Genomic DNA, 17,472 nt, shown 5'->3' on the forward strand with positions numbered 1-17,472 from the left:
ACAACCCGCGCCCTGCGCGGCAGTCTGGCGCCATGACAGGTGATCCCCGCCTTACCCCGCTCGTCCAGAGCCTGCCCCGCGCCGTGCCCTTCGTCGGCCCCGAGGCTTTGGAGCGCGAGCGCGGCCGCCCCTTTCGCGCCCGTCTGGGCGCCAACGAAAGCGTCTTCGGCCCGTCGCCGCAGGCGGTGAGCGTGATGCAGGAGGCCGCGCGGGAGGTCTGGAAATACGGCGACTCGGCCAGTTTCGACCTGCGCAGCCATCTGGCCGCCCGGCACGGTGTGGCGATGGACAACATCGTCATCGGCGCCGGGATCGACGGGCTGCTGGGGTCATTGGTGCGGCTGACCGTACCGCAGGGCGCGCCTGTGGTGACCTCGGACGGCGCCTATCCGACCTTCAACTACCATGTCTCGGGCCACGGCGGGGTGTTGCACAGGGTCGCCTACACCGCCGATCACGAGGACCCCGAGCGCCTGATCGCCAAGGCGGCCGAGGTGGGCGCGCGGCTGATCTACCTGTCCAACCCCGACAATCCCATGGGCACCTGGCACGATGGCGCCACCGTCAAGCGCATGGTCGAGGCCGTCCCCGAGGGCAGCCTGCTAGTGCTGGACGAGGCCTATATCGACTTCGCGCCCCGGGGCACCGCCCCCGAGATCGACCCGGAAGACCCCCGCGTCATCCGCATGCGCACCTTTTCCAAGGCGCATGGGCTGGCCGGCGCGCGGGTGGGCTATGCCATCGGCGACGCCGCGCTGATCGGCGTCTTCGACCTGGTGCGCGATCACTTCGGGATCGGCCGGATCAGTCAGGCCGGGGCGCTGGCCGCCGCGCAGGATGCCGACTGGCTGACCCATGTACGGGCCGAGGTCGCCGGCGCCCGCAACCGTATACAGGTGATCGCCGCCGACAACGGCCTGACCGCCCTGCCCTCGGCGGCCAGTTTCGTGGCCGTGGATTGCGGCGGCGACGGGGGCTTGGCCAAATCCGTTCTGTCGGGCCTGCTGGACCGGGACATCTTTGCCCGCATGCCCTTCGTGGCGCCGCAGGACAGGTGCATCCGCATCAGCGCGGGCCGGCCGAAGGATCTCGACCTGCTGGCCGAGGCCCTGCCCGGTGCCTTGGCGGATGCAAAAAAGCGTTAGGTGATTTTTGACGACGTTGCGTCAACCGTGGGGCTAATCTTGCGTCAAGGGTACTGCTGGAGGCTGTCATGTATCGCTACCCGAACCGGGTCGAGAATTATAAAACGCCCTTCCTCTGGATGGTCGGGGTCTTGATGTTCATGTCCTTCTGGACCATCGCCTCGGTCGCGGGGGTCCTCTGGGTCATGCTCAGGGCCGCCGGGATCGAGCTGGGCCTGCGGATGCTGGGTGCGCGCCGGGGCTAGTCCTGCGCCAGGTCGGCCAGGACCGCGCTCGCGGCCGCCACGCCGCCGGGGCCATGCGGGATATCCAGGGCCGTCAGCCCCGTCTCGATGCTGGCCAGCACGCCAAGGACCATATGCGCGTTGACATGGCCCATGTGGCCGATCCGGAAAAAGGCGCTGGCCGGGTCGCGGCCCAGCCCGATGCCCAGGGTGACGCCGGTCATGCGCTCGACCCAACCGCGCAGGGCATCGCCCTGGCCCGGCTCAAGCCCGACGGAGGTGATCGCCCGCGAGCGCGCCGCAGAATCGGGCACATTGAGGCGCAACGGGCCACCTTCGCCCCAGGTCTCGCAAGCCGCCCAGATGGCCCGGGCCAGGCCATCGTGCCGGGCCCAGACCGCTGTCAGCCCCTCCTCGAGGATCATGTCGAGGGCTTCACGCAGGGCGTAAAGGTGATGCGTGGGCGCGGTGCCGTCGAAATACTTCCAGTATTCGTCGGGCGCCACGCGCGGGCGCCAATCCCAGTAGCGGCTGACGCGGGCCAGGGTGCCGCGCTGCCTGTCCGCCTTGTCGTTGAACCAGACAAAACCCAGCCCCGGCGGCGTCATCAGCCCCTTCTGGCTGGCCGATATGGTGACATCGGCGCCGCTGGCATCCATCTCGTAGGGATCGCAGCCCAGCGAGGCGATGGCGTCCACCATCAACAGCGCGTCATGCCCGGCGGCATCCAGTGCCGCGCGCACCGCGCCCACGTCGTTGCGCACACTGGTCGATGTATCGACCAGAACCATCAGCACCGCCTTGATCCGCCCGGCCCCATCGGCGCGCAGGGCGTCCTCGACCCGGGCCGGGTCCACCGCAGCGCTTTCCCCGAAATCGAGCAGGTCCACCTCGACCCCCAGGCCCCTGGCCATCTCGCCCCAGCCCTTGCAAAAGACGCCGGTGGCCAGCACCAGCACCCGGTCACCCTCGGCCACGACATTGGCAAGTGCCGCCTCCCAGGTGCCGTGGCCATTGGCGATGTAGATGGCCGTCGCGCCGGTCGTGCCCGCGATGGCCTTGAGATCGGGGATCAACGAATGGGTCATCTCGTGCAGCGCGCCGGTATAGATATTGGGCGCGGGGCGCTGCATGGCCCGCAACACCCGGTCCGGCATGACCGAGGGACCGGGAATCGCCAGATAGGGCAGGCCGTTTGCAAACATCTGGATCTCCCGAAGGCTTATGATCCCGCCAAGGTACGCCCCACCGCGGCGGCGTCAATCGGGCGCCGCCCCTTTTCGACCGCCGCGATTCCGCGTAAACCGCGCGGACCATCTGCATCGAAAGGCCGCGCACGCATGGTTTCGGGTTTGTTCCAACGGATTCACCGCTTCGAGCGGGACCTGCACAACCGGCTGGGGCGGGACATCTCGACCCCGGCGGCGCGGCGTGGCGCGTGGTGGCACTATCAGTTTCTTGACCACGGCATCCTGCGCCACCTCTGGACGAACCTCGACGAGGTCGCACCGGGGGTCTACCGATCGAACCAGCCCGCCCCCGGGCGCCTGCGCCGCATGGCCGCGCGCGGCATCCGGACCGTGCTGAACCTGCGGGGTGCGACGCCACATTCGCCCTATCTGTTCGAGCGCGAGACCTGCGACGCCCTGGGGATGACCCTTGTCGATCTGCGCCTGAACGCACGCCGGGCGCCGCCGCGCGCGGCGCTGCTCGAGCTGATCGACCTGCTGGAGACCCTGGAGACACCGCTGTTGATCCACTGCAAGTCCGGTGCCGACCGGGCCGGACTGGCCAGCGCGATCTACCTGCTGATCCGCGACGGGTCCGAGATCGCGGGCGCCCGACGCATGCTGTCCTGGCGCTACCTGCACCTGCGCAGCACCGCCACCGGCGTGCTGGACCAGGTGATCGAGGATTACGCCGCGCGCCGCGCCGGGGGGGACATCGGCTTTCGCGACTGGGTGGCGCAGGACTACGACCCCGAAACCACGACGGCCAATTTTTCGGCCCATCGGGGCCGGGCATGAGCACGCGCCGCCACTCCATGGGGCGCTGGCTCTGGCAGGGATACCTGCGCGAGCACCTGCCGATCATCTCGATCGCATTGGTGATCATGATGATCGAAGGCGCCACCCTCGGGGTCATGAGCTACATGACCAAGCCCATGTTCGACAATGTCTTCATCGGCGGCGACATGGGGGCGCTCTGGGTCGTGGGGCTTATCATCCTGGGGGTGTTCTTTGCCCGCGCGGTGACTTCGGTGACGCACCGGGTGCTGCTCAAGCGGATATCCGAACTCAGCGCGGCCCGGATGCGCACAGATCTGATGGCCCACCTGGTGGCGCTCGACATGTCGTTTCACCAGGCCTATTCACCGGGCACCCTGATCGAGCGCGTGCAAGGCGATGTGCAGGCCCTGGGCCAGGTCTGGACGGGCATCATCACCGGGCTGGGGCGCGACGTGGTTTCGGTGTTCTGGCTCTTCGGCGTGGCGCTTTACATCGACTGGAAATGGACGCTGGTGGCGCTGGTGGGCATTCCACTACTGGTGGCGCCCTCTCTCATGGCGCAGCGCTACGTGCGCGGCAAGGCCCGCACAGCGCGCGAGGTCTCGGCCTCCATGTCGACCCGGCTCGACGAGGTCTTCCACGGCATCATGCCGATCAAGCTCAACAGCCTGGAGCGCTATCAGCAGGGCCGCTACAATCGGCTGAACGACGACCGCGTGACCTCGGAAACCCAGGCGGCGCTGGGCCAGGCCCTGATCCCGGGGCTGATCGACATCATGACCGGGATCGGTTTTTTCTGCGTGCTGTTCTTCGCCGGTTCCGAGATCGTGGAGGGCGACAAGTCGGTCGGCGATTTCATGGCTTTCTTCACCGCCATGGCCCTGGCCTTCGACCCGCTGCGGCGGCTGGGCAACCTGTCGGGGCTGTGGCAGGCGGCGTCGGCGGCGGTCGAGCGCATCCGCGAGTTGTTCGACATCCGCCCCACCCTTGTCTCGCCCGCCGCCCCTGCCAGCCCGCCCCCGGCCGCACCCGAGATCCGCTTCGAGGAGGTCCACCTGGCCTATGGCGATCTGCCGGTGCTCACGGGGGCCAGCTTCACCGCCGAGGCGGGCAAGACCACGGCGCTGGTCGGGGCCTCGGGCGCGGGCAAAAGCACGGTCTTCAACGTGCTCACCCGGCTTGTCGATCCCGGCCAGGGCCGGGTGACGCTGGACGAAACCCCGGTGAATGCCATGGCGGTGGAGGAATTGCGCAGCCTGGTGTCGACGGTGGCGCAGGATGCCGCGCTCTTTGACGAAAGCCTGCGCGACAACATCCTGCTAGGCCGCGAGGACGTCGATGCGGCACACCTGCAACATGTCCTCGACGCCGCCCATGTCTCGGACTTTCTGCCCAAGCTGAGCGATGGCCTGGACACGCCCGTGGGCCCGCGCGGATCGAACCTGTCGGGCGGACAGCGCCAGCGCGTCGCCATCGCCCGCGCCCTGCTGCGCGACACGCCGATCCTGCTGCTGGACGAGGCGACCTCGGCCTTGGACACCAAGTCCGAGGCGGTGGTGCAGGCCGCGCTGGACCGGCTGGCCGAAGGGCGCACGACGCTTGTCATCGCCCATCGCCTCTCGACGGTGCGCAATGCCAAAAAGATCCTGGTGATGGACAAGGGCCGCGTGGTGGACGAGGGTACGCACGACGCGCTGCTAGCGCGCGGGGGACATTATGCCGATCTCTATCGGCTGCAGTTCAAGGAGGGCCGCCAGGTGGTGGATGCCGCAGCGCCCCGGCTGCGGGCGCGCCAGGCCAAGGCGCCGGCCCGCGCCGCGCGGGGGCTGATGGCGCGCCTTTTCGGCGGCAGTAATCCGTCCTAGATAGGGCCCATGACAGATCAGCGCACAATTCTTCGCATCACCGGGGATGACAGGGTCGGCTTTCTGCAGGGCCTTGTCACCAATGACATCGACCGCCTCTCCGAGGGCCTCGTCTATACCGCGTTGCTGACGCCGCAGGGCAAGCTGATCGTGGATTTCTTCCTGCAAGCGGAAGGCGACGCGATCCTGCTGGACGTGGCCTCGGACCAGGCGGCGGCCCTGTTCCAGCGGCTGTCCATGTACAAGCTGCGCTCGGCGGTCGAGATCGCCGAGACCGGTCTGGTGGTCTCACGCGGGGTCGGGCCCGCGCCCGAGGGCGCCCTGCCCGACCCGCGCCATCCGGGCATGGGCTGGCGCCTGATCGACGAGACGGACCTGTCGGAAGAGATCGACTGGGACGCGCTGCGCGTCGAACACGTGATCCCCGAACTGGGCATCGAGATGAGTTCGGACAGCTTCCCGCTGGAGGTCGGCCTGGACAGGTTGTCAGGCGTCGATTTCAGGAAAGGCTGCTATGTCGGGCAGGAAGTCACGGCGCGGATGAAGCACAAGACCGAGTTGCGCAAGGGCCTCGTACAGGTCCGGATCGAGGGCGTGGCCCCGCTCGGCACGCCGCTCATGGCGGGCGAGAAACCGGCGGGCACGCTCTACACCCAAGCCGGCGGCAAGGCGCTGGCCTACCTGCGCTTCGACCGGGTCAAGGAGCCGATGCAGGCGGGGGACGCCACCGTGACATGGACCCCGTAAGGACCGCGATTGCGCGGCTCTTCGGGGCGCCACCCGCCGGGTTGCACCGTTTGCAGGGCGGCGACCTGTCCGAGGTCTGGGCCGCGCACCTGGCCGATGGGCGCCGGGTGGTCGTCAAGGCCGGCCCGCTGGTGATCCGCGAGGCGCGGATGCTGGAGGCCATGGCCGAGGCCGGTGCGCCAGTGCCCTCTGTGCGCGCCGCGGAAAAGTCGCTGATGGTGCTGGACCATCTGCCCGAGGCCCGCCCCGGGGCCGAAAGCTGGCGCGCGCTGGGGGCGGGTCTGGCCAGGATGCACGCGGCGACCGCGCCGCACTACGGCTGGTCGGTCGACTATGCCTTCAACGAGGTGGCCATCCCGAACACGCGCGGCACGGACTGGATAGCGTTCTGGGCCGAGAACCGCCTTCTGGCCGGGCGCGACGCCTTGCCGGCGGGGCTGGTCCGCAGGCTCGAGACGCTGGCGCACCGCCTGCCCGAGTTGATCCCCGGTGCGCCGCCGGCCGCGCTGCTGCACGGCGACCTCTGGACGGGCAATGCGCTTTTCACATCCGGGGCCGCCTACCTGATCGATCCGGCCAGCTATTACGGCGATCCGGAGGTGGACCTTGCCATGCTGGAGCTGTTCGGCAGGCCGCATGCCGCCTTTTACGAGGCCTATGGCCACCCGGAAGCGGACTGGGATACACGCCGCGCGGTCTACCAGCTCTGGCCGGCGCTGGTGCATCTGCGGCTGTTCGGGTCGGGCTACATGGGCATGATCGAAGACCGCCTGGCGCGGCTGGGCGCCTAGGCGATCCGTGGCCGATCAGGCGCGTTCGGCGTAGTCCATGCTCTCGGTGTTGACGATGATGTCTTCGTCCTGGCCCACGAAGGGCGGCACCATGACGCGCACGCCGTTGTCCAGCACCGCGGGCTTGAAGCTGTTGGCCGCGGTCTGCCCCTTCACCACCGGCTCGGTTTCCAAGACCTTGCAGGTGACCTTTTGCGGCAGGGTCACGTTCAGCGCCTCGGTATCGTAATACTCGATGACCACGGTCATGCCGTCCTGCAGGAAGGGGCGGCGTTCGCCAAGCAGGTCGGCCGGAAGCTCGATCTGGTCGAAAGTCTCGGTGTCCATGAAGACCAGCATCCCGTCATTTTCGTACAGGAACTGCTGGTCGCGCTGTTCCAGCCGCACACGCTCGATCTTGTCGGCCGAGCGGAACCGTTCGTTCAGCTTGGAATTGTTGCGCAGGTTCTTCATCTCGACCTGCGCGAAGGCGCCACCCTTGCCGGGCTTGACGTGGTCGACCTTCACCGCGACCCAGAGGCCGCCAGCGTGTTCCAGTACGTTGCCGGGCCGAATCTCGTTACCGTTGATCTTTGGCATGTCGAAGTGTGTCCAGACTGAATCGCATGGTTGATCGGTATTTGGCTAAGCCTATATCTCGCGTATCGTGGCAGGACAACCCGACAGATACTGTTGCTGACCCCGCCAAGGCATGCACGCGGTGCATACCTGCCATTCCAAATGAGCCCACCCGAATCATTCGTGAACAGGCATATTGCCCCTCACGCCAGACACAAGCCTTAAACCGAAGGACCCGATATGCGAGATCTCGTCGACGGCACCGCGTTCAACAACGAGCAAGGCAACCGCGCCCGCAAACTGTTTGCGGCTGTGGTCCTGGCTGCGCTCGATGACGCCATCGCCGATGACAAGAAATACGGCAACGGCCCGGACCAGATCGCCCGCTGGGCCCGCTCTCGCGACGGGCGCGAAGTCCTGTCCTGCGCCGGGATCGACCCGAACGAACGCGTTGTAACCGGCCTGATGGATTTCGTCGGCAAGGGTGTGCGCACCTCGGTCGCGCTGTCGCGCGAAGAAAGCGAGCGTCGCCACGCCGCTGAAGTCCTTGAGGAAGCAGCCCGCGCGGCCTGACCGCCGCGGCGACCGCCCCCGGCCGGCCGGACCCTTCAACAAGAAAACGGATGGTATCGCAGGGCGCGTCGCGTTACGTCGCAGTTGCGCGGCCTGCGCTGAGGCCCGCCCGACAAGGGCGGGCCGTTTCTCGATGCGGGCCGGAGATCAGGAGGGGATTTCGCCCTCGAGGCCCTCGACGTAGAAGTTCATGCCGACCAGCAGGCCATCGTCGGCGACCTCGCCCTCTGCCAGGAACTGGGTGCCGTCCTGCTTACTCAGCGGGCCGGTAAAGGGATGATATTCGCCCGCCGCGATGCGGTCGCGCAGCGCCTCGGCTCCGGCCTTGATGTCATCGGGCACGGCAGAGGAGATCTCGCCGATGCCGACCATGCCCTCGCCGATACCGTGCCAGGTGTTCACGCTTTCCCAGGTGCCGTCCATGACCGCCTGGACGCGGTCGATGTAGTAGGGCGTCCAGTTGTCAATGATCGAGGAAATTCGCGGCTTGGGCGCGAATTCGGCCATGTCCGACGCCTGCCCGAAGGTGTAGACATCTCCGGCTTCCTGCGCAGCGGCCTGCGGTGCGGTGGAATCCGTGTGCTGCAGCACCACGTCGCAGCCCTGCTCGATCAGGGCCTGCGCCGCGTCGGCCTCTTTCGAGGGGTTGAGCCACTCGAAGATCCAGATGATCTTGAACTCCACGTCCGGGTTGACCTCTCGGGCGTGGATGAAGGCGGCATTGATGCCGCGCACCACTTCCGGGATCGGCACCGAGGCGATGTAGCCGACCCTGTTCGACCGGGTCATGTTGCCGGCAAGATACCCCTGCACGGCGCGCCCCTCGTAGAAGCGGGCGGAATAGACGCTGACATTCTCGGCCGTCTTGTAGCCCGTCGCGTGTTCGAACATCACGTCCGGGAATTGGGCCGCGACATTGATCGTCGGGTCCATGAAGCCGAAGGAGGTGGTGAAGATGAGCTTGCAGCCCTGCAGGCACATCTGGGTCAGCACCCGTTCGGCGTCGGGCCCTTCCGGCACGCTTTCCTGGTAGACCAGTTCGACCTGGTCACCGAAGTGTTCGACCATCTCTTCGGCGGAATGATGGTGGTGCTGGGTCCAGCCGCCATCGTTGACCGGCCCGACATAGACGAAGCCGACCTTCATGGGCGTGTCCTGTGCGCGCAGCGGCGCGCCCAGGGCGGCGGCAAAAGCGGCGGTCGCGCCGGTTTTCAGTAGCGTTCTGCGTTTCATGGGTCTCTCCCGGTTGGTGGGACGGCAGCCGCCCCGGTTTCGTGTTTGGCCTCAGCGCGAGGCATGGAAGGTCTGGCCCAGCGAACCGGGCTTGCGTCCCGCCGCCAATACGACAAGGACGATGATCGTGGCAACGTAAGGCGACATGGACAGGTACTCGACGGGGATCGCCAGCCCCGCCGCCTGCAGGTTGAGCTGCAGAACGGTCACACCGCCGAAAAGATAGGCGCCCAGCAAAAGCCGCCCCGGCTTCCAGCCCGCGAAGACGACGATGGCCAGGGCGATCCAGCCGGCGCCGGCGGTCATGCCTTCGGTCCATTGGGGCACGCGGACCAGGCTGATATAGGCGCCGCCAAGGCCCGCACAGGCCCCGCCGAACATGATCGCGCCAAAGCGGATCAACACCACCGGATAGCCAAGCGCATGGGCGGCGTCGTGATTCTCGCCCACCGCGCGCAGCACCAACCCGGCGCGGGTGCGGGTCAGGAAATACCAGACCGCCAGCACCAGCCCCAGCCCCAGATAGACCACGCCGTCATGCCGAAAGGCGATCTGGCCCAGCACCGGCAGGTCCGACAGCAGCGGAATCTCCAGCTTGGGAAAGGCGGGCGGGCGCGCCTCGGCAAAGCCCTGACCCAGCAGGGCCGAGAGGCCCAGACCGAAGAGCGTCAGCGCCAGCCCCGTCGCCACATGGTTGGACAGCAGAAGCTGCGTGAGCACCGCAAAGACGAAAGATAGCAGCAGCCCGCCCAGGGCGGCACCCGCAAAACCCAGCCAGACGTTGCCGGTCAGGCTCGAAAAGATGATGCCGCAGGCCGCGCCGGTGATCATCATGCCCTCGACCCCGAGGTTCAGAACGCCCGCGCGTTCCGCCACCAGTTCGCCGAGGGCCGCCAGCAGGATCGGGGTCGAGGCCACCATGAGCGAGGCCAGCAGCAGCAGCGGGTTGATCGAGGACAGGTCCATCACGCCACCTCACGCCGGCCGAACCGGATCCGGAAGTTCGTCATCACGTCCACCGCCAGCAGGAAGAACAGCAGCATCCCTTGGAACAGCTGGATCGCCGAGCGGGGCAGTTGCAGGTTCATCTGCGCCAGTTCGCCGCCGACGTAGGTCAGCGCCATGAGCAGCCCCGCCAGCAGGATGCCAATCGGGTGCAGCCGCCCCAAGAAGGCCACGATGATCGCGGTGAATCCGTAGCCCACGTTGAAACTGGACATGACCTGTCCCGAAGGGCCGGCAACCTCGAACATTCCGGCCATTCCGGCCAGCCCGCCGGACAGGCCGAGGCAGATCAGCACCATCCGGTTGGCGCTGACCCCGGCGAAGGCGGCGGCGCGCGGGCTTTGCCCGGCCAGCCGCACGTTGAAGCCGAAGATGTGGCGCGACAGCAGGATGTAGGCGGTGACCACGGCAAAGATGGCAGCGATCACACCCCAGTGCATGCCGGTGTTGGCGATCAGCTCGGCGTTATGGGCCGCCGGGTATTGCTGCAGGTTGCGGCTGCCGGGAAAGCCCATGCCTTCGGGGTTGCGCAGCAGGCCCAGCGCCATGGCATCCAGCAGGAAATCGGCAACATAGACCAGCATCAGCGAGACCAGGATCTCGTTGGTCTTGAAGCGCACGCGCAGCAGGCCCGGGATCATGGCCCAGAGCAGCCCGCCCAGCGTGCCCGCCACGACCATCAGCGGAAAGATCAGCCAGCGTGCCTCGGAGGGGTAGAAGGCCAGCGCGAAGCCCGCCCCGAAAAGCGCGCCCATGATATACTGGCCCTCGGCACCGATGTTCCAGATGCCCGCGCGGAACCCGAAGGACAGGCCGATGGCGATCAGGATCAGCGGCGCGGCCTTGACCAGAAGCTGGGGCCGGAAATAGTCGGCGAAATCCCCGAAGAGCGGGTCCCAGAAGATCGTGCGGATCGCCTCGACCGGGGGTTTGCCAAGCGCGGCAAAGACGATGCCGCCGGCCACCATGGTGACGATCACCGCCAGGATCGGCGACAGGTATGACCAGACGCGCGAGGGTTGCGGACGGCGTTCCAGGGCGATCATGCGCGGACCCCCTGCGCGGTGCGATCAGGCCTCCACATGGGCCACCTCCATGTCATGTGCGCCACCCAGCATCAGGCCCACCTCTTCGATGGTCAGGCCCGCCACCGGGCGCGGGGCGCTCAGCCGGCCCTCGTTGAGGGCGGCGAAGTCGTCGGCGATCTCCATCACCTCGTCCAGGTCCTGGCTGATGACCAGGACTGCCGTGCCCCTGGCGGCCAGATCCAGGATGGCCTGCCGGATCGCGGCGGCTGCGCTGGCATCGACCCCCCAGGTGGGCTGATTGACGACCAGCACGTCCGGGTCCTGCAGGATCTCGCGCCCGATGACGAATTTCTGAAGGTTCCCGCCAGAAAGCGACCGCGCCACGTTTTCCGGCCCCGGGGTGCGCACGTCGAAGCGGTCGATGATCGTGCTGGCGAAATCGCGTGCGCCGCCCCAGTCCACCAGGCCGTTGCGCACCAGGTTCTTGCGCGTCTTGCCCGACAAGGCGGCGTTTTCCGTCAGCGTCATGTCCGGCGCGGCGGCGTGGCCCAGCCGTTCCTCGGGGGCGGCGCAAAGGCCCAGTGCCCGCCGCGCATTGGGGGGCAGCCGGCCGATCGCCCGGTCCCGCAAGCGCACCATGTCCGGCGCAACGGACATTTCGCCCGACAGGGCCAGCAGCAATTCGTCCTGCCCGTTGCCCGCGACGCCGCCGATCCCCAGCACCTGGCCCGCGCGCACCTCGACCGAGATGTCGCGCAGCGGCATGCCGAATTCCTGCGGCGAGGGCGCGGACAACCCGTCGAGCGTCAGCAGCACCTCGCCGGGGCGGCCTGCCTCGCGCTCGGGGACATGCAGCGTGCCGCCCACCATCATCTCGGCCATCTCGCGGGCCGAGACCTCGCGCGGGGTGCAGGTGCCCACGACCTCGCCCAGGCGCAGGATCGTGGCGGTGTCGCAAAGCGCGCGGATCTCTTCCAGCTTGTGCGAGATGTAGAGGATGGCCGTACCCTCGGCCTTGAGCTTGCGCAGGGTCTCGAAGAGGATTTCGACCTCCTGCGGGGTCAGCACGCTGGTCGGCTCGTCCATGATCAGCAGCTTAGGGTCCTGCAGCAGGCAGCGGATGATCTCGACCCGCTGGCGTTCGCCCGCCGACAGGTCACCCACGATGCGCGTGGGGTCCAGCGGCAGGCCGTATTGATCCGAGACCTCGCGGATGCGCGCCGAGAGGTCGCGCAGCGGGGGCGGGGTCTCCATGCCCAGGGTCACGTTCTCGGCCACGGTCAGGGCATCGAAAAGCGAAAAATGCTGGAAGACCATGCCGATCCCGGCGGCGCGGGCGGCCTTGGGGTCGCCCGGCTCGAAGGGTTTGCCGTCCAGGTGCATGGCCCCGCTGTCGGGTTTGACCAGGCCGTAGATCGCCTTGACCAGCGTCGATTTTCCCGCGCCGTTCTCGCCGAGCAGGGCGTGAACCTCGCCCTGTTCGATCTCGAACGACACATCCTTGTTGGCGATGACGCCAGGATAGGCCTTTGTCAGCCCGGCCAATGCCAGAAGCGTTTCGGTCATCCTGTCCCGTCCCCCTGGGCTGTGGTCCGGCCCGCTGCCGACAATAGACCCGCCGCGGTGCTTACGGCAATGGCCTGCGGATGCTTGCCGAGGGCCGGGTCGCCGATGGGGCAGGCGATGCGCGAAATCTGTGCGTCGCTGTGGCCCAGCGCGGCAAGGCGTGAGCGGAACCGGGCCCATTTGGTCGCCGAGCCGATCAGACCGCAACTCGCAAACCCGTGGCGCAGAAGGGCATCGCAGAGCTTGAGGTCGAGGTCATGCGAATAGGTGACGATCAGGTGGTCGGCGCGCGCCGGGGCGTGGCGCACGAGTTGGGGCGGGTCGACGGCCACAACGGGCGTGACGCCCTCGGGCAGGGCATCGGGAAAGCGATCCTTGCCGACGTCGATCACGGTGGGCGCGACATCGGGAAGCGGCGCGAAGACACCCGCCAGCGCCCGGCCGACGTGGCCCGCCCCCCAGATCCAGAGCGGGCGGCCCGCGGACGCGGTCAGGCTGTCGGCCGTCTCGAAGTCAAGCACCACGGACCCACCGCAGCACTGACCCAGCGTCGGGCCAAGCGGCATCGTCTCGCGGTGGGTCTCGCGGTCTTCGCGGATCATCCGGCGCGCCGTGGCGATGGCCTGCCATTCCAGTGCGCCGCCGCCGATGGTGCCCTCGATATGATCCGGTCCGACCAGCATCTCGGTCCCCGCTTCCCGCGGGGTCGAGCCGGCGGTGGATGCAACCCGGACGCGGATCATCCGCGCGCCCTTGCGACCGCACGCAGCACTTCCTCGGCGGTGGCCGGGGCCTGCAGGTCGGGATAATTCGATCCGCAGGCGGCGCAGGCATTCGACAGGGCCAGATGCGCGGAGATGCCCAGCATGAAGGGCGGCTCGCCCACGGCCTTTGAGCGATAGATGGTCTCGGCGCGGTTCTCGCCCTCCCACAATGCCACGTTGAAGATGTCGGGCCGGTCGGAACAGGCCGGGATCTTGTAGGTGCTGGGCGCATGGGTGCGCAGGCGGCCGCGGTCGTCCCACCACAGTTCCTCGGTGGTCAGCCAGCCCGCGCCCTGGACATAGCCGCCCTCGATCTGGCCCATGTCCAGCGCCGGGTTCAGCGAGGCCCCCGCATCGTGCAGGATATCCGTGCGCAGGATGCGGTTTTCGCCGGTCAGCGTGTCGATCACCACTTCGGTGATGGCCGCGCCATAGGCGAAATAGAAGAACGGCCGTCCCTTGCCGGCCAGCCGGTCCCAGGCGACCTCGGGCGTCTTGTAGAACCCGGTGGCCGACAGGCTGACGCGGTTTTCATAGGCGATCTGGGCGGCGCGGGCGAAGGGCATGACCTCGCCGCCGACGCGCACCTCGCCCTCGGCAAAGACCACATCGGCGGGCTGCACCTGATGCAGTTCGGCCAGACATTCGGCGATGCGGTCGCGGATCGTGTCGCAGGCCGCCTTGACCGCCATCCCGTTCAGATCTGACCCCGACGAGGCCGCTGTGGCCGAGGTGTTGGGCACCTTGCCGGTATCCGTGGCCGTGATCTTGATGGCCTCGAGCGGCACACCGAAGCGGCTGGCCGCGACCTGCGCGACCTTCTGGAACAGGCCCTGGCCCATTTCCGTGCCGCCATGGTTCATGTGGACCGATCCATCCTGGTAGACATGCACCAGCGCGCCGGCCTGGTTGAGATGGGTCAGCGTGAAGGAAATGCCGAACTTGACCGGGCTGAAGGCGATGCCCTTTTTCAGGCGCGCGGTCCCGGCGTTCCACGCGGCCACCGCGGCCTTGCGGGCGGCGTAATCGGCACGATCCAGCAGGCTTTCGGTCATCTCGTGCAGGATGAAATCCGTGACCTCCATGTGATAGGGGGTCGTGTTGCTGTCCTCGGGCGGCTGCGCGGGCGAGAATTCCCCGCCGAAGCGCTTGGCGGCACCAAGCCCGGAACTGACCTGTGTCGCGCCGCGGCTGGCCACGTCGCCGCTATCCAGCTTGCTGCCGGGTGTGGGCGGGGTCGTGTCCGCCGTGGCGGGCGCGGCCAGGGGGGCCGCGCGGTAGTAGTTGCGCCGGCGCACCTCGACCGGGTCGAGGTTCAGGGTGTGCGCGAGGTGGTCCATCACCCGTTCGATCCCGACCATGCCCTGCGGGCCGCCGAAGCCGCGAAAGGCGGTGGCCGAGGCCATGTTGGTGCGCAAGCGATGCGAGGTGATCCGCGCATGGGGCAGCAGATAGGCATTGTCGGCGTGCAGCATGGCCCGGTCTGCGACGGGCAGTGACAGGTCCTGCGCCCAGCCGCAGCGGGTGTACTGGGTGAAATCCACGGCCAGGATGCGCCCCTCGGCGTCATGGCCCACGTCGTAGTCGATGCGGAAATCGTGGCGCTTGCCGGTGATGGTCATGTCGTCGTCGCGGTCATAGCGCATCCGGGCGGGCCGCCCCGTAGCCGCCGCCGCCACCGCACAGGCCACGGCCAGCGCGTTGCCCTGGCTTTCCTTGCCGCCGAAACCGCCGCCCATGCGGCGCGTCTCGACCCGAACGGCGTGCATGGGCACGGCCAGCGCATCGGCCACCTTGTGCTGGATCTCGGTCGGGTGCTGGGTCGAGGACTGCACGACCATGTCGCCGCCTTCCTGCGGCAGGGCCAGCGCCGCCTGACCTTCGAGGTAGAAATGCTCCTGCCCGCCCATCTCGATCCGGCCCGACAGCCGGTGCGGGGCCTGCGCCAGCGCCGCGTCCACGTCGCCCTTGGCATAGACGCGCGGGCCTTCCTCGAAGCGCGACCCCTTGGCCAGCGCGTCCGCGATGGTCAGGACGGGGGTCTCCTCGTCATAGCTGACCTCGCCCAGCCGGGCGGCCTTGCGCGCGGCAAGGTGGCTGTCGGCGACCACCAGGAACAGCGGCTGGCCATGATAGTGCACCGCACCGTCGCACAGCAGCGGTTCGTCGTGCAGGCTGGGCGAGACATCGTTGTCCCCGGGCAGGTCCTCGGCCGTGAGCACGGCGATGACGCCGGGCGCGTGTTTCACCTTGTCAAGGGTCATGGCAGTGACGTGCCCCCGGGCGATGGTGCTCAGCCCGAAGGCCAGATGTCCGGTGTTGGCGGGCACCGGGATGTCATCGACATAGCGCGCCTGGCCCGTGACATGCAGCGCGGCAGCGTCATGGGGGCTGGGTTTCTGCACGCTCATGGGCTGACCTCCAGAACATGGGTGGTCTGGCCCGACAGATCGTCGAAATACCGGCTCAGCAAGCCCTGCGCGACCTGCAGGCGATAATCGGACGAGGCGCGCATGTCGGTGAGCGGCTGGAAGTCCTGCGCCAACTCTGCGGCGGCGGTGGCGAGGGTCTCGGCCCGCCAGGGTCGGCCTGTCAGCGCCGCCTCGGTCGCGGGCGCCCGTTTCGGGATGCCGGCCATGCCGCCGAAGGCGATGCGCGCGTCGACGATTGTGCCGTCTTCGACCGTCAGGTTGAAACAGCCGCAAAGCGCCGAGATGTCCTGGTCGAAGCGTTTGGAAATCTTGTAGCAGCGCAGGGCGGAGGCCGATTTCGGCAGGCTCACAGCCTCGACGAATTCGCCGGGCTGGCGGTCCTGCTTGCCGTAGTCGAGGAAGAAATCCTCGATCGGCATGTCGCGGCGGGCGTCGCCGTGGCGCAGGTGCAGGGTTGCCCCCAGCGCGATCAGGGCCGGGGGGTTGTCGCCGATGGGCGAGCCGTTGGCGATGTTGCCGCCGATGGTCGCGGCGTTGCGCACTTGGTCCGATCCATAGCGGCGGATCAACTCGGCGTAGGAGGGGTGCAGGGGCCGCAGGGCTGCCAGCACATCCGTCATGGTCGCGGCGGCGCCGATGCGCAGCGTCTCGCCCTGATCCGTGATCTCTTTGAGATCGGCACAGCGGTTCAGGAAGGCGACAGAGGCAAGATCGCGCAGGTCCTTGGTGACCCACAGGCCCACGTCGGTGGCCCCGGCGATCAGCGTCGCCTCGGGGTTGGCGGCATACCACCGGGCCAGGGCCTCCGCGGTTTCGGGCAGGAATGGCACCTGGTCCCCGGTGGCTTGGGGCGCGGCCTCGGTCGGCCCGGCCCGGTCGGCGGACAGGTGCGGCGGCACCGGCGCCGCCTCGGCGGCCCGTGCCGCGCGGATGATCGGCGCGTAGCCGGTGCAGCGGCACAGGTTGCCGGCCAGCACATCGTCATGATCCCTGCGGCCCGTCGCATGGGCCGTCGCCATCGAGACCACGAAGCCCGGCGTGCAGAACCCGCATTGCGAGCCGTGCTGCGCCACCATCTCCTGTTGCACAGGGTGCAGGCTGCCACCGGGGGCGGCCAGCCCTTCGACCGTGCGCACGGACTTGCCCTGCAACTGGGGCAGGAACAGGATGCAGGCATTGAGCGCCCCGGGCCCGGCCGCGTCCGTCACCATGACGGTGCAGGCGCCGCAGTCGCCCTCGTTGCAGCCTTCCTTCGTGCCGGTCAGGCCGCGGCTTTCGCGCAGCCAGTCAAGAAGCGTCCGGGTGGCCGGGGCTTGCGTGTGCACGGTCTCTCCGTTGAGAAGAAACGTGATTGTCATCTGGTTGACCCGCCGCGATACCGTGGTGTTGTCGGGTTTGTCAGGCGCTCCGTCGATGCGGCGTAGACAGACGCCCCCTCCTGTAGGTTCAGCCATGAAAACCGCCAAGGCCCGGCTTTGACAAGCCTTTTCGGGGCCGAAAGGACTGTTCCGGGAAATTTGAAACTGTCTCAT

Annotated in this window: 16 protein-coding genes; 7 read left to right on the top strand and 9 right to left on the bottom strand. The window is 67.8% G+C overall.

The window, feature by feature from the left end; genetic code table 11:
- Positions 1-32: 32 nt before the first annotated feature.
- A complete protein-coding gene (locus ACH107_RS07110; protein WP_310691252.1) occupies positions 33-1,145 on the top strand; it encodes a pyridoxal phosphate-dependent aminotransferase in 1,113 nt (370 codons plus the stop codon).
- A 68-nt stretch (positions 1,146-1,213) separates the two neighbouring features.
- Positions 1,214-1,390 (top strand): hypothetical protein, encoded by a 177-nt coding sequence (locus tag ACH107_RS07115; protein ID WP_310691253.1) that lies wholly within the window; start codon positions 1,214-1,216, stop codon positions 1,388-1,390.
- Here the strand turns inward: ACH107_RS07115 and ACH107_RS07120 are convergent.
- The gene (locus ACH107_RS07120; protein WP_310691254.1) at positions 1,387-2,574 is read right to left on the bottom strand and encodes a pyridoxal-phosphate-dependent aminotransferase family protein; all 1,188 of its coding nucleotides are present in this window, start codon (positions 2,572-2,574) and stop codon (positions 1,387-1,389) included. The genes ACH107_RS07115 and ACH107_RS07120 overlap by 4 nt on opposite strands.
- 135 nt (positions 2,575-2,709) lie before the next feature.
- On the opposite strand from ACH107_RS07120, the gene ACH107_RS07125 reads away from it, so the two are divergent.
- The 4 genes from ACH107_RS07125 to ACH107_RS07140 are packed head-to-tail and all read left to right on the top strand — an operon-like array spanning position 2,710 to position 6,781.
- Entirely contained in the window at positions 2,710-3,396 is a 687-nt protein-coding gene (locus ACH107_RS07125; RefSeq protein ID WP_310691255.1) for a fused DSP-PTPase phosphatase/NAD kinase-like protein, read from the top strand.
- Positions 3,393-5,243, top strand: coding sequence for an ABC transporter ATP-binding protein (locus ACH107_RS07130; RefSeq protein WP_310691256.1), 1,851 nt, complete (start codon positions 3,393-3,395; stop codon positions 5,241-5,243). Before ACH107_RS07125 ends, ACH107_RS07130 begins: the two co-directional genes overlap by 4 nt.
- Before the next feature lie 9 nt (positions 5,244-5,252).
- Complete coding sequence (locus tag ACH107_RS07135) at positions 5,253-5,990, top strand: folate-binding protein (protein WP_310691257.1); 738 nt, start codon at positions 5,253-5,255, stop codon at positions 5,988-5,990.
- A complete protein-coding gene (locus ACH107_RS07140; RefSeq protein ID WP_310691259.1) occupies positions 5,978-6,781 on the top strand; it encodes a fructosamine kinase family protein in 804 nt (267 codons plus the stop codon). The genes ACH107_RS07135 and ACH107_RS07140 overlap by 13 nt, the downstream gene beginning before the upstream one ends.
- Before the next feature lie 15 nt (positions 6,782-6,796).
- Here the strand turns inward: ACH107_RS07140 and efp are convergent, their stop codons facing one another.
- Positions 6,797-7,360: an elongation factor P gene (gene efp / locus ACH107_RS07145; RefSeq protein ID WP_310691260.1), complete on the bottom strand. Its 564-nt coding sequence runs from the start codon at positions 7,358-7,360 to the stop codon at positions 6,797-6,799.
- 219 nt (positions 7,361-7,579) lie between these two features.
- Between efp and ACH107_RS07150 the strand changes: the two genes are divergently transcribed.
- The gene (locus ACH107_RS07150) at positions 7,580-7,912 is read left to right on the top strand and encodes a DUF6280 family protein (protein WP_310691261.1); all 333 of its coding nucleotides are present in this window, start codon (positions 7,580-7,582) and stop codon (positions 7,910-7,912) included.
- Between the two features lie 147 nt (positions 7,913-8,059).
- On the opposite strand, the gene ACH107_RS07155 is transcribed toward ACH107_RS07150, so the two are convergent.
- Genes ACH107_RS07155 through xdhA form a run of 7 tightly spaced genes read right to left on the bottom strand, consistent with a single transcriptional unit; the run spans position 8,060 to position 17,298 of the window.
- Entirely contained in the window at positions 8,060-9,145 is a 1,086-nt protein-coding gene (locus tag ACH107_RS07155; protein ID WP_310691262.1) for a BMP family ABC transporter substrate-binding protein, read from the bottom strand.
- Between the two features lie 51 nt (positions 9,146-9,196).
- On the bottom strand, positions 9,197-10,111 hold the full coding sequence (locus ACH107_RS07160) for an ABC transporter permease (protein WP_310691263.1): 915 nt from the start codon (positions 10,109-10,111) through the stop codon (positions 9,197-9,199).
- The gene (locus ACH107_RS07165; RefSeq protein WP_310691264.1) at positions 10,111-11,196 is read right to left on the bottom strand and encodes an ABC transporter permease; all 1,086 of its coding nucleotides are present in this window, start codon (positions 11,194-11,196) and stop codon (positions 10,111-10,113) included. The genes ACH107_RS07160 and ACH107_RS07165 overlap by 1 nt, the downstream gene beginning before the upstream one ends.
- Before the next feature lie 24 nt (positions 11,197-11,220).
- On the bottom strand, positions 11,221-12,744 hold the full coding sequence (locus ACH107_RS07170; RefSeq protein WP_310691265.1) for an ABC transporter ATP-binding protein: 1,524 nt from the start codon (positions 12,742-12,744) through the stop codon (positions 11,221-11,223).
- Complete coding sequence (xdhC, locus tag ACH107_RS07175) at positions 12,741-13,487, bottom strand: xanthine dehydrogenase accessory protein XdhC (RefSeq protein WP_310691267.1); 747 nt, start codon at positions 13,485-13,487, stop codon at positions 12,741-12,743. Before xdhC ends, ACH107_RS07170 begins: the two co-directional genes overlap by 4 nt.
- Positions 13,484-15,919, bottom strand: coding sequence for a xanthine dehydrogenase molybdopterin binding subunit (gene xdhB / locus ACH107_RS07180; RefSeq protein ID WP_412505248.1), 2,436 nt, complete (start codon positions 15,917-15,919; stop codon positions 13,484-13,486). Before xdhB ends, xdhC begins: the two co-directional genes overlap by 4 nt.
- Positions 15,916-17,298: a xanthine dehydrogenase small subunit gene (gene xdhA / locus ACH107_RS07185; RefSeq protein ID WP_412505249.1), complete on the bottom strand. Its 1,383-nt coding sequence runs from the start codon at positions 17,296-17,298 to the stop codon at positions 15,916-15,918. The genes xdhB and xdhA overlap by 4 nt, the downstream gene beginning before the upstream one ends.
- Positions 17,299-17,472 lie beyond the last annotated feature (174 nt).

Source organism: Roseovarius halophilus (ex Wu et al. 2025) (assembly GCF_047086965.1).

What these genes read in the sequence shown, in the direction of transcription:
- ACH107_RS07110 (WP_310691252.1), top strand. Translation starts at nt 33, where the DNA reads ATGACAGGTGATCCCCGCCTTACCCCGCTCGTCCAGAGCCTGCCCCGC.
- ACH107_RS07115 (WP_310691253.1), top strand. Translation starts at nt 1,214, where the DNA reads ATGTATCGCTACCCGAACCGGGTCGAGAATTATAAAACGCCCTTCCTC.
- ACH107_RS07120 (WP_310691254.1), bottom strand. Translation starts at nt 2,574, where the DNA reads ATGTTTGCAAACGGCCTGCCCTATCTGGCGATTCCCGGTCCCTCGGTC.
- ACH107_RS07125 (WP_310691255.1), top strand. Translation starts at nt 2,710, where the DNA reads ATGGTTTCGGGTTTGTTCCAACGGATTCACCGCTTCGAGCGGGACCTG.
- ACH107_RS07130 (WP_310691256.1), top strand. Translation starts at nt 3,393, where the DNA reads ATGAGCACGCGCCGCCACTCCATGGGGCGCTGGCTCTGGCAGGGATAC.
- ACH107_RS07135 (WP_310691257.1), top strand. Translation starts at nt 5,253, where the DNA reads ATGACAGATCAGCGCACAATTCTTCGCATCACCGGGGATGACAGGGTC.
- ACH107_RS07140 (WP_310691259.1), top strand. Translation starts at nt 5,978, where the DNA reads ATGGACCCCGTAAGGACCGCGATTGCGCGGCTCTTCGGGGCGCCACCC.
- efp (WP_310691260.1), bottom strand. Translation starts at nt 7,360, where the DNA reads ATGCCAAAGATCAACGGTAACGAGATTCGGCCCGGCAACGTACTGGAA.
- ACH107_RS07150 (WP_310691261.1), top strand. Translation starts at nt 7,580, where the DNA reads ATGCGAGATCTCGTCGACGGCACCGCGTTCAACAACGAGCAAGGCAAC.
- ACH107_RS07155 (WP_310691262.1), bottom strand. Translation starts at nt 9,145, where the DNA reads ATGAAACGCAGAACGCTACTGAAAACCGGCGCGACCGCCGCTTTTGCC.
- ACH107_RS07160 (WP_310691263.1), bottom strand. Translation starts at nt 10,111, where the DNA reads ATGGACCTGTCCTCGATCAACCCGCTGCTGCTGCTGGCCTCGCTCATG.
- ACH107_RS07165 (WP_310691264.1), bottom strand. Translation starts at nt 11,196, where the DNA reads ATGATCGCCCTGGAACGCCGTCCGCAACCCTCGCGCGTCTGGTCATAC.
- ACH107_RS07170 (WP_310691265.1), bottom strand. Translation starts at nt 12,744, where the DNA reads ATGACCGAAACGCTTCTGGCATTGGCCGGGCTGACAAAGGCCTATCCT.
- xdhC (WP_310691267.1), bottom strand. Translation starts at nt 13,487, where the DNA reads ATGATCCGCGTCCGGGTTGCATCCACCGCCGGCTCGACCCCGCGGGAA.
- xdhB (WP_412505248.1), bottom strand. Translation starts at nt 15,919, where the DNA reads ATGAGCGTGCAGAAACCCAGCCCCCATGACGCTGCCGCGCTGCATGTC.
- xdhA (WP_412505249.1), bottom strand. Translation starts at nt 17,298, where the DNA reads ATGACAATCACGTTTCTTCTCAACGGAGAGACCGTGCACACGCAAGCC.